11 protein-coding genes are annotated in these 12822 nt (G+C 57.8%); 3 read left to right on the top strand and 8 right to left on the bottom strand.

Translation table 11 applies throughout. The features are described from left to right. The first annotated feature begins 162 nt into the window (after positions 1–162). Positions 163–573, top strand: coding sequence for a hypothetical protein (locus ACOYXH_RS05145; protein WP_460410303.1), 411 nt, complete (start codon positions 163–165; stop codon positions 571–573). Between the two features lie 43 nt (positions 574–616). On the opposite strand, the gene ACOYXH_RS05150 is transcribed toward ACOYXH_RS05145, so the two are convergent. Both ACOYXH_RS05150 and ACOYXH_RS05155 read right to left on the bottom strand, forming a co-directional pair. Continuing rightward, complete coding sequence (locus tag ACOYXH_RS05150) at positions 617–2407, bottom strand: bifunctional diguanylate cyclase/phosphodiesterase (protein WP_460410304.1); 1791 nt, start codon at positions 2405–2407, stop codon at positions 617–619. A 134-nt stretch (positions 2408–2541) separates the two neighbouring features. After that, positions 2542–4626 (bottom strand): carboxy terminal-processing peptidase, encoded by a 2085-nt coding sequence (locus ACOYXH_RS05155; protein ID WP_161986601.1) that lies wholly within the window; start codon positions 4624–4626, stop codon positions 2542–2544. A 138-nt stretch (positions 4627–4764) separates the two neighbouring features. On the opposite strand from ACOYXH_RS05155, the gene ACOYXH_RS05160 reads away from it, so the two are divergent. Beyond that, positions 4765–5727, top strand: a complete 963-nt coding sequence (locus ACOYXH_RS05160) for a zinc-binding dehydrogenase (protein WP_460410305.1) — start codon at positions 4765–4767, stop codon at positions 5725–5727. 135 nt (positions 5728–5862) lie between these two features. Here ACOYXH_RS05160 and ACOYXH_RS05165 read toward each other — a convergent pair whose 3' ends face one another. The 6 genes from ACOYXH_RS05165 to ACOYXH_RS05190 all read right to left on the bottom strand — a co-directional run bounded on the left by ACOYXH_RS05165 (position 5863) and on the right by ACOYXH_RS05190 (position 11297). Further along, positions 5863–6516 carry an HAD family hydrolase gene (locus ACOYXH_RS05165; protein ID WP_460410306.1) on the bottom strand — a complete coding sequence of 218 codons (654 nt, stop codon included), beginning with the start codon at positions 6514–6516 and terminating at the stop codon, positions 5863–5865. A 111-nt stretch (positions 6517–6627) separates the two neighbouring features. Continuing rightward, entirely contained in the window at positions 6628–7617 is a 990-nt protein-coding gene (locus tag ACOYXH_RS05170) for an ABC transporter ATP-binding protein (protein ID WP_460410307.1), read from the bottom strand. Next, positions 7614–8414 (bottom strand): ABC transporter permease, encoded by an 801-nt coding sequence (locus ACOYXH_RS05175; RefSeq protein WP_007916333.1) that lies wholly within the window; start codon positions 8412–8414, stop codon positions 7614–7616. Before ACOYXH_RS05175 ends, ACOYXH_RS05170 begins: the two co-directional genes overlap by 4 nt. After that, positions 8401–9237: an ABC transporter permease gene (locus ACOYXH_RS05180; RefSeq protein ID WP_460410857.1), complete on the bottom strand. Its 837-nt coding sequence runs from the start codon at positions 9235–9237 to the stop codon at positions 8401–8403. Before ACOYXH_RS05180 ends, ACOYXH_RS05175 begins: the two co-directional genes overlap by 14 nt. Before the next feature lie 5 nt (positions 9238–9242). Then, positions 9243–10049, bottom strand: a complete 807-nt coding sequence (locus ACOYXH_RS05185) for an alkaline phosphatase family protein (RefSeq protein WP_460410308.1) — start codon at positions 10047–10049, stop codon at positions 9243–9245. Positions 10050–10229: 180 nt separating this feature from the next. Further along, positions 10230–11297, bottom strand: a complete 1068-nt coding sequence (locus ACOYXH_RS05190; RefSeq protein WP_077571761.1) for an ABC transporter substrate-binding protein — start codon at positions 11295–11297, stop codon at positions 10230–10232. A gap of 351 nt (positions 11298–11648) precedes the next feature. On the opposite strand from ACOYXH_RS05190, the gene ACOYXH_RS05195 reads away from it, so the two are divergent. Continuing rightward, positions 11649–12362, top strand: coding sequence for a UTRA domain-containing protein (locus tag ACOYXH_RS05195; protein ID WP_007916338.1), 714 nt, complete (start codon positions 11649–11651; stop codon positions 12360–12362). The last annotated feature ends 460 nt before the right edge of the window (positions 12363–12822 follow it).

Below are 12822 nucleotides of genomic sequence, written 5' to 3' on the forward strand. Positions count from 1 at the left end.
CGAGCGAGCCCGCCCTAACGCGAAGTTTTACCGATTAGTTGCGACGGCTGGTTCGCGAACGGGGGCGCAGCGTCGAGCAAGTGCACGCTATTTCCCTGAATATTCTTCGCATGACGCTTCGTTTGCGAGGCCATTTACTGGCTTTCCAAGATAGGTGAACTTATGTTGATGCTACCATTTACAAGATTGCCATATGAGCCCCGGCTCTCTAACGTTCTGAGTGGGATATCGATTTATGATCGGGAAGAGACGCTTGGTCAGGCATTGTGGGATTACGATCCAAATAAGTATGATGATCGACAAGAAATAATTAAAAATTTCATTGTTCCTGAGTTTGATTATCTAACCTATCGTCATAGATATTTGATTTACAATCTCATTGAAAGCCATTTGCAGGATGCTTGTTTTGATTTTTCTGGAGAGTTTGAAAGTGACTATGAAGATCCGAGAGTGCTCGCGTGGGACGAAACACAAATAATATACGCTCGTGGTTTTTTTGAACACATATACGAAGTCGTAAGTGAATCATGGAAGGATGATTTACTTCGGGCGAGTCTTGAAGATCAAACATAATGGTGATTTTGATTGATCTGGCTAATTCGCGAAGTTGAAGAAATCAACGTTGGCCGACTAGTTGCGATGGATGGAGGTCTGGAGCGGCGAGACTATCAATCACATGCACGCTATACCCCGGAACATTCTTCGCATGATGCTTCGCCTGCGAGGCCATCTCCGCGAGTTGGCTAGCATCAAGGTGCGCGCAAGCTTCTGGGTGCAGATGAACGACACCAATGGATAGTGACAACAGCGGAAACTCCTGTCGCACCCCTTGGCGATTCGGCGCAATAAAGCATCCAGCCTCAAGGTGTTCAGGACGGTAGAACCTCCGGCATTGGCTCTGGAAATCATCAAGCAATTGATTGAGGCGTTTGCGCCAGTCTTCGGGGCCGAGGACGAGCAGGAAATCGTCGCCGCCAATATGGCCGACGAAGTCGCGGCTCGGGTCGACGCGCTCGTTGAGGCATTGCGCCAAACACAGCAAAACTTCATCACCACGCCCGTAGCCATAAATGTCGTTGAAGGGTTTGAAACTGTCGATGTCGACGTAGCAGATGACCGACTCGCGCCCCTGCTGCAGCAACCGCGTCAGGCATTGCTGGATCGGCACATTCCCCGGCAACAAAGTCAGCGGATTGGCATACCGCGCCTGTTGAATCTTCAACTCGGTGATCAGTTTGAGTACGTCGATCACCCGGCCAAGACCCAGGTAGCCGCCGTTGAGGGTGATGATGAAGTCTTCTTCGATGCGTTGCCGCGCGCGGCTGGTGATCAGGCGGCTGACTTGTTGCAGTGACTGGCTCATTTCCACGGCGAGGAAATCGTCGTTCATCAGGCGGCTGATCGGTTTACGCGCGAACAGGTCGGTGGCGAACGGTTTGAGCAGCGCATCCGACAACGAGTGGCGGTGGACGATGCCGCAGGGTTGGCCTTGTTCGTCGAGTACTGCCAGTGAGTTGAGGTTGGCCTGGCGGCGAAAGGCTTCCAGCACGGTGGCGGTCGGTGTGTCGCGGGGTACGGCTGGCTGGTCGTTGAGCAGGGCACTTAGGTCGCTGCCTTCGTCGTTCAGCGCAACGCTGCTGCTGTCGTGTTTGGGCATCAAGGCGCGGGCATCGCGCGGAGGGTGTTCCTGAGGGCGGCCGAGCAAGTAACCCTGCACCAGATCGACGCCCATTTCAGTCAGCACCGCGAGTTCTTCCGGCAGTTCGATACCTTCGGCGATGACTTGCGCGCGCGAGGCTTTGGCGATTTGCAGGATCGAGCCGACAAACTCGCGCTTCAGCGCATCCTGATGAATGCCGTCGATGAAGTGTCGGTCGATCTTCACGTAGTCCGGGCGCAGTTCTGACCATAACCGCAGGCTCGAATAACCGGCCCCCAGATCATCCAGCGCAATGGAAAAACCCATCGCTCGATAGTGATGCAAGGCGGTTTGCAGCAACTGAAAATCGTCGATCGGTGTTTGTTCAGTCAGTTCGATGACCACCTGACTCGGCGGAATGCCGAAATCCTGCAGCAACTGCAACGTGCGCCCCGGTTGGTGCGCGGCTTCAAGCAAGGATTCCGGCGAGACGTTGAGAAACAGTTTGCCCGGCAGTTGCTGCTCGTTAAAGCGGCGACAAGCGCTCTGACGGCAGGCGATTTCCAGTTCGCTCAAACGCCCGGCCTGACGCGCCACGGCGAACAGCGCGATCGGCGAGTGAAGAGGGCTGTTGGAAGGGCCGCGCGTGAGGGCTTCATAGCCGAGAATGCGCCGTTCGGAGAGAGAGATGATTGGTTGGAACAGGCTGTGTAAACCGCTTTGAGTCAGGATCGAGCTCAAGGCACTCAGCTGTTCGGTCGTGGTCATGGCAATCTCTGGCGATAAAAAAAGGACTGGGAGCGTTCTCAATGAAGAGAGTGGCTCCCAGTCCTTTATTGCACGACAGAATGATGACTGTTTGATGACGATCCGGGGATCGTCAGCACTAAATTGCCATCATCTTACTTCTTGGCCACCTGATTACTCAGCTTCAGGTAATCCAGCAGCACGCGCCCGGTTTCGCTCAGGTAGGCATCGTCTTCTGGTTTGACCTTGTCCGGGTCGGCAGCCGCGAGGGCGTCTTCGTCTTCTTTCTTCAGCTCTTTAAGCGGCTCTTCGCCTTTGGCTTTGCGACGGATGTTTTCCATCGTCAGTTGCTTGGCGTCGATGTCGTTGTGCTGGGCACGGCGCTCGGCTTCGTTGAGGCTGACGGTTTTTTCTTCCATCAGTTTCTGCGCCAGAGCCAGCTTGTCACGGATGAACACGAACTCGGCATCCTTGGCGGTGCGCGTGTCATGCTCGGACTTGAGCTGAGCCAGGAACGGCTTGAACGGATCGGCTGCCGGTTTGATTGCCGCGCGGATGGTGTCCCATGGCATGGCTTCCGGCAGTGCGCTCTCGCCGATTTCCTTGGTGTCGATCAGCGACGGATAGTCGATGTCCGGCAGCACGCCCTGATGCTGGGTGCTCTGCCCGGAGACACGGTAGAACTTGGCCAGGGTCAGTTTCAGTTCGCCATGGTTGAGCGGCTGAATGGTCTGCACCGTGCCTTTACCGAAGGTCTGGCCACCGATGATCAACGCGCGGTGATAGTCCTGCATGGCGCCGGCGAAAATCTCCGAAGCCGAGGCGGACAAGCGGTTGACCAAGAGTGCCATCGGACCTTTGTAGAACGCGCCCGGGTTTTCGTCTTCGAGTACGTCGACACGGCCATCGGCATTACGCACGAGTACGGTCGGGCCTTTGTCGATGAACAGACTGGTCAGCTCGGTGGCTTCCTGCAGGGAACCGCCGCCATTGTTGCGCAGGTCGATGACCACGCCGTCGACTTTGTCTTTCTGCAACTCGGTGAGCAGTTTCTTGACGTCACGGGTGGTGCTCTTGTAGTCCGGATCACCGGCACGGAACGCCTTGAAGTCGAGGTAGAAGGCTGGAATCTCGATCACACCGAGTTTGTAGTCCTTGCCGTCCTGTTTCAGGTTGAGCACGGACTTCTTCACGGCCTGGTCTTCGAGCTTCACCGCTTCACGGGTGATCGGCACGATCTTGGTGGTCTGGTCATTCGGCGCATTGCTCGCCGGAATCACTTCCAGACGCACCACGGTGCCTTTCGGGCCACGGATCAGTTTGACCACTTCGTCCAGACGCCAGCCGACCACGTCGACCATTTCCTTGTTGCCTTGGGCAACGCCGATGATCTTGTCAGCCGGTGCAACTTGCTTGGTCTTGTCGGCCGGGCCTGCCGGCACCAGACGCACGACTTTCACCTGGTCGTTGTCGCTCTGCAACACGGCACCGATGCCCTCAAGGGACAGGCTCATGTTGATGTCGAAGTTTTCCGCGTTATCCGGCGACAGATAGTTGGTGTGCGGATCGTAGGACATGGCGAAGGTGTTGATGTACGCCTGGAAGATGTCTTCCGGACGGGTCTGGTCCAGGCGCGCCAACTGGTTCTTGTAGCGCTTGGTCAGAGTTTCCTGAATCTGCTTCGGCTCTTTGCCGGCGATCTTCATCCGCAGCACTTCGTCCTTGACGCGTTTGCGCCACAGGTCGTCGAGTTCAGCGGTGGATTTGAGCCAAGGTGCATCCTTGCGATCGATCAGCAAGGTCTCCTTGGTGGTGAAGTCCATCTTGTCGACGCCTTTGTTCAGCTCGGCAAGGGCGAAGTCCAGACGCGACTTGACGCGGTCCAGATAGCGCTTGTAGATGGTGAACCCGGCGTTGAGGTCGCCGCTTTTGAGGAAGTCGTCGAACTGGGTCTTCCACTTGTCGAATTCGCTGATGTCGCTGGCCATGAAGTAGCTGCGCGACGGATCCAGCAGCTTGAGGTAGCTGTCGTAGATGATCACCGAGCGCGCATCGTCGAGCGGCGGCTTGCTGTAGTGGTGACGCTTGAGCAACTCGACGACGTTCAGGCTGGCGATGACTTCATCGCGATCAGGCTGCAATTTGTCCCAGCTGTTGGCTGCGAATGTATTGCCCGACACCGGCAACAAACCGATACCGATGAAAAGAGCGAGGGCGGTGCTGGGGAGCAAATGCTTCATGCTGATTCGACGCGGGGACAATTGATAACGCATATTAGGCCGTCTTTGAAGTCGCCGGTTCTACGAGAGCCGGTCGCATAATGCAAAAAGCCCGGCGCTACAGCTTCGGGCTCAGTCCAGACTCACTATGGAGGCACTGTGAAGGCATTGCAAGGCGTTGACGGTCAAGTGGCATGGGTTGAAGAGCCGAGTCCTACGTGCGATGTAGGACAAGTCCGCATTCGAGTGGCAGCAGCGGGCCTCAATCGCGCCGATTTATTACAGAAAGCAGGGCTCTATCCGCCACCACCAGGGGCCAGCCAGGTACTCGGTCTTGAGTGCTCCGGGGTGATCAGCGAGGTCGGCGCGGGCAGTGCCTGGCAGGTCGGCGATCGGGTTTGCGCCTTGCTGGCCGGGGGCGGCATGGCCGAAGAGGTGGTCGTCGACGGGCGGCACGTGCTGCCGGTTCCCGAAGGCGTCTCGCTGATCGAGGCGGCAGCATTGCCCGAGGTTTATGCAACAGTCTGGCTGAATGTGTTTCAACTTGCGGCGCTCAAACCGGGTGAGAAAGTTCTCTTGCACGCCGGTGCAAGTGGAATCGGTTCAGCCGCCATTCAGTTGTGCAAGGCGTTTGGCAATCCGTGTTGGGTCAGCGTCGGTTCGACCGAGCGTTTGGCTTATTGCGAGGCGCTGGGCGCGCAGGGCGGGGTGGTGCGCACCGATGATCTGGAGAGCCTGCGTGATTTCGGGCCGTTCAATGTGATTCTCGATCCGGTCGGCGGCAATTATTCGGCGCTGAACCTCAAACTGATGGCGCTGGACGGCCGTTGGGTGTTGATCGGTTTGATGGGCGGCCGTGAGGCCAAACTGGATCTGGCGCAGGTGTTGGCCAAGCGTGTGCAACTGCTGGGCTCGACGTTGCGCAGTCGTGACGATCAGTTCAAGGCGGATCTGTTGAGTGATCTGGGTCAGCAGGTGTGGCCGCTGTTTGCTGAAGGGCGGTTGAGTCCGCAGTTGGCCAAGGCGTTTGCGGTGAAGGATGCCGAGGCGGCGTTTGCCGAGTTGGCGAGTAATACCGTTTCTGGAAAATTGGTATTGGTGATCGACGAAAGTCTGAGCTGATTTGCAGGAGAAGCCCCTCTCCCAAAGGGAGAGGGGACTGACCGGGTTGTTCTGCCGGGCTACATCGACCTGATGCATCGGGTCGAACTCAGGTTTGGGATGTCAGCCTGTCTGCAATTGCAGATTAAATCTTTGTCATTTCCAGAGGTGGATTGGCCAGTTGGCCTTTTCGGCGTGTTCCAGCAGCACTGGGTCCGGATTCACCACGTGTGGGAAATCCACCTTCAGTAACAGCGGCAAATCATTGCGCGAGTCGGAATAGAAGCTCGCACCCTCCAGGTTTTCCTCTTCAGCATCCAGCCATTCCAGCAAACGGGTGATCTTGCCTTCGCGGTAGGTCAGGGTGCCAACGGTGTGGCCGCTGTAAACACCATGCGCGACTTCCAGTTCGATGCCGAGAATTTCATCGATGCCCAGTCGATCGGCAATCGGTTTGACCAGGTGCGTGCCTGACGCCGAGATCACCAGAATGCGATCGCCGGCCTTGCGATGGGCGGCGATGGTCTTGGTGGCATCGCTGAAGATGATCGGTTCAATGAAGTCTTCCACCCACGGGCCTACCAGATGTTCGACTTCTTCCGGCGTGCGGCCGATCAGCGGTTCGAGGCTGAATTCCATGTAGTCTTCCATGCGCAATTTGCCATGGCTGTAGGCGTCCATCAGCTCGTTGTTCTTGCGCATGAACGACTCGGGATCGACCCAGCCCAAGCGCCCCATCTGTTCGCTCCAGAGGGTGGCGCAGTCGCCGTGGATCAACGTTTCGTCCAGATCAAAAATTGCCAAAGCCATCGGTTCTCTCCGAGAACAGCTGCGAGCTACAAGCGTCGAGCTGCAAGAATTGAAATCAGTTACGCCGCAGTCTACAACTTGAAGCTTGTAGCTCGAAGCTTGCAGCTGCTTTTAAGCTACTTCACACAGGGCCGTCGGATCGATGGAAAGCGCCAGACGCTGACCGTCGGGATGCAGATCGGCGGCCGAGCGGTTGAGCACATCCACCACCAGTTCCACGCCGCGGGCTTCGATGCGATAGCGGATCACGTTGCCAAGCAGGCTGTGGCTACGGATCTGCGCGTCGAGTTCGCCTTCGAGGCTCAGTTCGATGGCTTCCGGGCGAATGGCGATGCGGTGGTTGATCGGGCGCTGCAGCAGCTTCGAGGCGTCGTCGGCATCGAGCAGGTTGTAGTTGCCGATGAAGCCGGCGGCAAATACATCGACGGGGGCGGTGTAGAGGGTTTCGGCATCGCCGCTTTGTACGATTTTTCCCTGATTCATCAGGAAAATCCGATCAGACATGGTCAGCGCTTCCTCCTGATCGTGGGTGACGAAAATCGTCGTCAGGCCGAGTTCGCGCTGAATCTGACGGATCTGTTCACGCAAGTGTTTACGAATTCGTGCATCAAGAGCCGACAGCGGCTCATCCAGCAGCAGCAAACGCGGGCGCGTCACCAGCGAACGGGCGAGGGCCACGCGCTGACATTGGCCACCGGACAGTTGATGCGGATAGCGGCTGGTGAAGTCGTTCAGTTCAACCAGTTTCAGCACCTCGGAAACGCGTTTATGACTGTCATCGGCGTTGACCTTCTGCATGCGCAAACCGAAGGCAACGTTCTGCTCGACGGTCATGTTGGGGAACAGCGCGTAGCTCTGGAACACCATGCCGATCCCGCGTTTCTGCGGACTCAACGGCACGATATCGACGCCATCCAGCAGGATCTTGCCGCCATCCACCGGCGTCAGTCCGGCGATGCAACGCAGCAGGGTCGACTTGCCGCAGCCGGACGGGCCGAGCAGGGTGACGAACTCGCCTTTGTTGATCTCGCAGTTGATGTCGCTGAACACGGTCGTGCCCGCGTAATTTTTTTGCAGGTGTTGGACGCTGACATAGCTCATTCGCTTTTGTCCTTGTTCAAGATGTTGGCGATCCAGGTCAGGACCAGCACGAAAAAGAAATACGAAATGACCAGCGCGCTGGTGAAGTGGCCGCTGCTGTTGCGCATGTTGTTCAGGTACACCTGCAGGGTTTCGTAACGGGTGCCGACCAGAATATTGGCGAAGACGAACTCACCAAACAGGAACGAGAACGACAGCAGCAAGGCGACCATCAGGCCTTTGCGCAGGTTCGGCAGCACCACCAGAAACGCCGCCTGAAAGGTGCTGGCGCCGAGCAGTTGCGCGGCGTCCATCAGGTCGCGCAGGTTGATCGCCTGCAGGTTGTTGGTGATTGCCCGGTACATGAACGGCAACGCCACGGTGAAGTAGCAACCGATCAGGATCCACGGCGTGCCAACCATCGCCATCGGCCCGGAACCGTAAAGCTGCAACAGACCCACCGACGACACCACTGGCGGCACCGCGAAGGGCAGCAGGATGAGGATGTTCATCAGCGCATCGAGTTTCGGGAAGTGGTAATGCACGACGAACAGCAGCGGCAGGATCAGCACCACCGACAGTACCAGCGCACCGACGCACACCAGCAATGACTGACCGAAGGCGTGCAGGAAACGCGGATCGCTCCACAACTGGATGTACCACTTGAAGGTGAAACCGCTGGGCAGAATAGTCGCCGACCAACTGCTGGCGATCGAATAAACCAGCGTGCCTACGAGTGGTAGCAAGAGGATCGCGAACAGCAGGTAAACCACGACGCGGTGGTAGAGGCCGGCCGGGCCGGATTCAGCGCGAGACATGGTAGCTCCTCTTCAGCAGCAGTTGATGCACGACGGTGACGATGGTCATCAGCGCCACCAGCACCACGGCCAAAGCGCTGGCCAGATTTGGATCGAGGGAGATATCGCCGGAGACCATCGCTGCAATACGGATCGGCAGGACGTTGAAGTTGCCCGTCGTCAGCGCATACACCGTGGCGTAGGCGCCGAGGGCGTTGGCCAGCAGGATCACGAATGTACCGAGCAACGCCGGGGTCAGCACCGGCAAACCGATGTGTCGCCAGAACTGCCAGCCGTTGGCGCCGAGCAACGCGGCCGACTCGCGCCAGTCTTCACGCAAGGCGTCGAAGGCGGGATAGAGCAGCAGCACACCAAGCGGAATCTGGAAGTAGGTGTAAAGGATGATCAGGCCGGTTTTCGAGTACAGGTTAAAGTCCTGAATGATCCCCGACTGCTTGAGCATGATGGTGATGCTGCCGTTGAAACCGAGCAGGATGATGAACGCGAAGGCCAAGGGTACGCCGGAAAAATTGCTGGTCATGTTGGCGAAGGCATTCACGAAATTGCGCAGTTTCGAATCGACCCGGCGCAGGGAATACGCACCGATTACGGCAATGATGATGCCGAACACGCTCGACCAGAAACTGATTTCGAGGCTGTACTGGATCGCCTGCAAATAGAACTTCGAGCTGAAGATCTTGCTGAAATTGGCCAAGCTCCAGCCGAACTCTTCCGATTGCAGGCTGCTGATCATCACCCAGGTCAGCGGGGCGATTTCGAAGACGATAAAGAACAGCGCGAAGGGCACCACGCACAAGGCTGCCAGCCATTTGCCGCGAGTCATTGAGTTCACTTGAGCAACTCCCGGCACACAGGTTTGTCATGGGGTACGCCGAGCAGTTCGCAGACCGTGCCGCAGATTTCCGTCTGCTTGGGTGCGGCGCCAGCGTCGAGGCTGAAGGCGTCACCGAGGACAAACAGTGGCACTTGGCGCTCTTCCGGCAACAGGCCGTTGTGCGAGCGATCGTTGTTCATGCCGTGGTCGGCAGTTACCAATACCTGATAGCCAGCGTCGAGCCAGTTCTGCAGATAGTCGGCGAGGATGATGTCGGCGAAGCGCGCGCTGTTGCGGTATTGCGAAGAGTCGAGGCCGTGCTTGTGCCCGGCGTCGTCGATGTTCATCGGGTGAATCAGCAGGAAGTTCGGATCGTGGCGCAGGCGCAGGTTTTCCGCGTCGGCGAACAGGTGCGAGTCCGGGTAGTGATCGCTCCAGTAGAAATGCCCGTGCTGGATCGGCAGCGACAGATTGTCGGTGTGGCGGTCGCGTGCTGCCACGAACGGCGAGCGGTTGTACAACTCGCTGACCCAGTGGTACGCCGCCGCTGCGGTTTTCAAACCGGCATCGCGGGCGTAGTGATAAATGCTGCGCTGGTTGGACAGGCGCGAGACGTTGTTGTGGACGATGCCGCTGTCGATCGGCGGTACGCCGGTGAGGATGCATTCATAAAGCGGTCGGGACAGGGCCGGCAGTTCGCACTCCAACTGGTAGAGCGCGGCGCGTCCTGCGCCAACATACGCCTGCAGATGCCCCATGGCGTGACGCGCGACCTCGTGGTTGAGGCCATCGAGCACGACAAGGATGACGTTGTGCTTCATAGGGGCAAAAACTCCGCGAAATTCAAATATTCCGAAATCAACTCAATCCCCTTGTGGGAGCGAGCCTGCTCGCGAAAGCGTCGTGTCAGTCACATCATTGTTGAATGACACACCGCATTCGCGAGCAGGCTCGCTCCCACATTTGGAACTCCAGCGGATCCCGAAGAGGGATCTACAGGCTTACTTCATCTCTACGATGACTTCCTCGTTCCACTGCTGTGGCAGGGCCTTGGAAGTCTTTTCCCACGCATCGGCGTCTTTGATCGGAGTGACCTTTTTGTACTGCTCGTTCGGCAGCAGCTTGGCCTTCACGTCTTCCGGCAGTTGCAGGTGTTCGGCGCGGATCGGGCGGGCGTTGCCGCGGGCGAGGTTGGTCTGGCCGGCGTCGCTGAAGATGTATTCGCGGGTCAGCTTGGCGGCGTTAGGATTTTTCGCGTACTTGTTGATGATCGTGGTGTAGCCGGAAATCACCGAACCGTCGGACGGGATCAGCACCACGTAGTCATCCGGGTTGGCCATCTTGGCTTTGTAGCTGAGGCCGTTGAAGTCCCAGACCACACCGACTTCGATCTCGCCTTTTTCCATGGTAGCGATGGTCGGGTTGGCCATCGACAGGCGACCTTGCTTGGCGATGTCGGCGAACAGCAGCAGCGCAGGCTTGATGTTTTTCTCGTCGCCACCGTTGGCCAGGGCTGCGGCCAGTACGCCGTTGGCCGCTTGTGCGGCGGTGCTCACGTCACCGATGGAGACCTTGTATTTGCCGCCCTTGAGGTCAGCCCATTTGGTCGGTACTTCGGAGCCGTGCAGGAGTTTTTTGTTGACGATGAACGCGATGGTGCCGGTGTAGGCCAACGCCCAGTTGCCGTCCTTGTCCTTGGCCCAGTCCGGTACCTGATCCCAGGTGCTTGGCTTGTACGGTTGCACCACGCCTTGCTTGACCGCGATCGGGCCGAACGCGGCACCGACGTCGCCGATGTCGGCGCTGGCATTGTCTTTCTCGGCGGCGAACTTGGCGATTTCCTGGGCGGAACTCATGTCGGTATCGATGTGTTTCAGGCCGTAGGTCTTGGCCAGGTCTTCCCAGGTGCCTTTCCAGTTGGCCCAGTCATCGGGCATGCCGACGCTGTTGACGGCGCCTTCCGCTTTCGCAGCGGCTTCGAGGGTTTTCAGATCGGTGCCGGCCGCCATGGCGGAGGTGCACATTGCAATGGTCGAGCCTAACAGTGTTGCCAGGAAAAGCTGTTTCATTCCGAAGCTCCTTGGTCGTGTTCAACGCTGCGTTTGCGGTGTTTGTTGGTCTAGGTCAGCAATACCTGAGCCAATCTAAGGGGGCTGGATGACACTTTGATGTCTGCTGGCCGTCGGCAGGCGTTTTTTCTGCCCGGTATCGGCGGGTCCCAGATAAGCGTAGACCATGCCCAAAGGACCGAAGAGCAAGGGACTTGGCCGATGTATTGCAAGTCGTGAAGACGACCGTTCGGTAGTTTTGTCATCTCTCGGTCATCTGCACTGCCTAGGCTTGCATCATCAGGAAACGGCTCGATTGCCGTGCGGTTTTGCCCCGAAACAGTGCTGGTCTAGTCCAGATAGGTAACGTTGATGCGCGATGAGGCAACAAAAGCGGTGACAGCGATTGGCCAGGTGCTGCAGGAACAACTCGACCACGGGTTGCTGGCGGCGGGCAGCAAGTTGCCGGCCGAGCGCAAGCTCAGTGAGTTGTTCGGTACGACGCGGATTACCGTGCGTGAGGCGTTGTTGCAATTGGAGGCGCAGGGGCAGATTTATCGCGAGGAGCGCCGTGGCTGGTTCGTTTCGCCGCCGCGTCTGGCCTATAACCTGATGCAGCGCAGTCACTTCCACGCGATGGTCAGTGCGCAGGGGCGGGTGCCGTCGACCGAGGTGATTTCGGCGCGGTTGCAGCCGGCGTCGGCGGCGGTTTGTGCCTGGTTGCAGTTGCCGGCGTTGTCGAGCGTGATTCAGATTTGCCGGTCACGGCGCATTGATGGGCGGTTGGTGTTGTATGTGGAGCATTACCTGAATCCGCAGTTTTTTCCGGGGATTCTTGAGTTTGATTTGAATCAGTCGATGACCGAGTTGTATGCGCGGCATTACGATTTGCACTATGGGCGGGTGCGGTTTGAGATCGTGCCTACGTCGTTGTCGGTGGATGCGGCGGCGGCTTTACGGGTGTCGGTGGGGAGCCCGGGGTTACGGATTGCTCGGGTCAATTATGATCAGCATGAGCGGTTGATTGATTGTGATCTGGAGTTTTGGCGGCATGATGCGATTCACGTTGGGGTTGATGTGGTTTGATCGTTTTGGGGGGCATATCCGTTGCTTCGGGTGGTGCTGATTAGGGTTCCGCCCTTACGGCGGGTCACTTTTTCCAGACGCCGAAAAAGTAACCAAAAAGGCTTGCTCCTGCGTGCGGCCCGCTCGCTGGGGCTCGGGGTTCCTTCGCTCCGGGATCGATCCGGGCGCAGCGCCTACGGTTTGCTTCGCTGCACCTCCTCTCGCTGTGTTTGGCTGCGCCAAACGGTCGCTGCGCTCCCACCCCCGGATCAATCCCTCCACTCAGCCTTCCGACGTCGCCCGTGGATCAAGATCAAGAACGGTACTCGAGCTTGCGCTCATTGTGTTGAGTGGTGAGAAGCCGAAGCGATACAGGTTTACCGGTTGGCTCAATCCTCGTGGGAGCTGGCTTGCCAGCGATGGCGGCCTGACAGCCGACCTGTTTCTGGCAGGCTGTACAGGGTCCAAATGTGGGAGCGAG

The sequence above is a fragment of the Pseudomonas sp. Mb7 genome, assembly GCF_054790525.1.

What these genes read in the sequence shown, in the direction of transcription:
- ACOYXH_RS05185 (WP_460410308.1), bottom strand. Translation starts at nt 10,049, where the DNA reads ATGAAGCACAACGTCATCCTTGTCGTGCTCGATGGCCTCAACCACGAG.
- ACOYXH_RS05170 (WP_460410307.1), bottom strand. Translation starts at nt 7,617, where the DNA reads ATGAGCTATGTCAGCGTCCAACACCTGCAAAAAAATTACGCGGGCACG.
- ACOYXH_RS05195 (WP_007916338.1), top strand. Translation starts at nt 11,649, where the DNA reads ATGCGCGATGAGGCAACAAAAGCGGTGACAGCGATTGGCCAGGTGCTG.
- ACOYXH_RS05165 (WP_460410306.1), bottom strand. Translation starts at nt 6,516, where the DNA reads ATGGCTTTGGCAATTTTTGATCTGGACGAAACGTTGATCCACGGCGAC.
- ACOYXH_RS05175 (WP_007916333.1), bottom strand. Translation starts at nt 8,414, where the DNA reads ATGTCTCGCGCTGAATCCGGCCCGGCCGGCCTCTACCACCGCGTCGTG.
- ACOYXH_RS05155 (WP_161986601.1), bottom strand. Translation starts at nt 4,626, where the DNA reads ATGAAGCATTTGCTCCCCAGCACCGCCCTCGCTCTTTTCATCGGTATC.
- ACOYXH_RS05150 (WP_460410304.1), bottom strand. Translation starts at nt 2,407, where the DNA reads ATGACCACGACCGAACAGCTGAGTGCCTTGAGCTCGATCCTGACTCAA.
- ACOYXH_RS05145 (WP_460410303.1), top strand. Translation starts at nt 163, where the DNA reads ATGTTGATGCTACCATTTACAAGATTGCCATATGAGCCCCGGCTCTCT.
- ACOYXH_RS05180 (WP_460410857.1), bottom strand. Translation starts at nt 9,237, where the DNA reads ATGACTCGCGGCAAATGGCTGGCAGCCTTGTGCGTGGTGCCCTTCGCG.
- ACOYXH_RS05190 (WP_077571761.1), bottom strand. Translation starts at nt 11,297, where the DNA reads ATGAAACAGCTTTTCCTGGCAACACTGTTAGGCTCGACCATTGCAATG.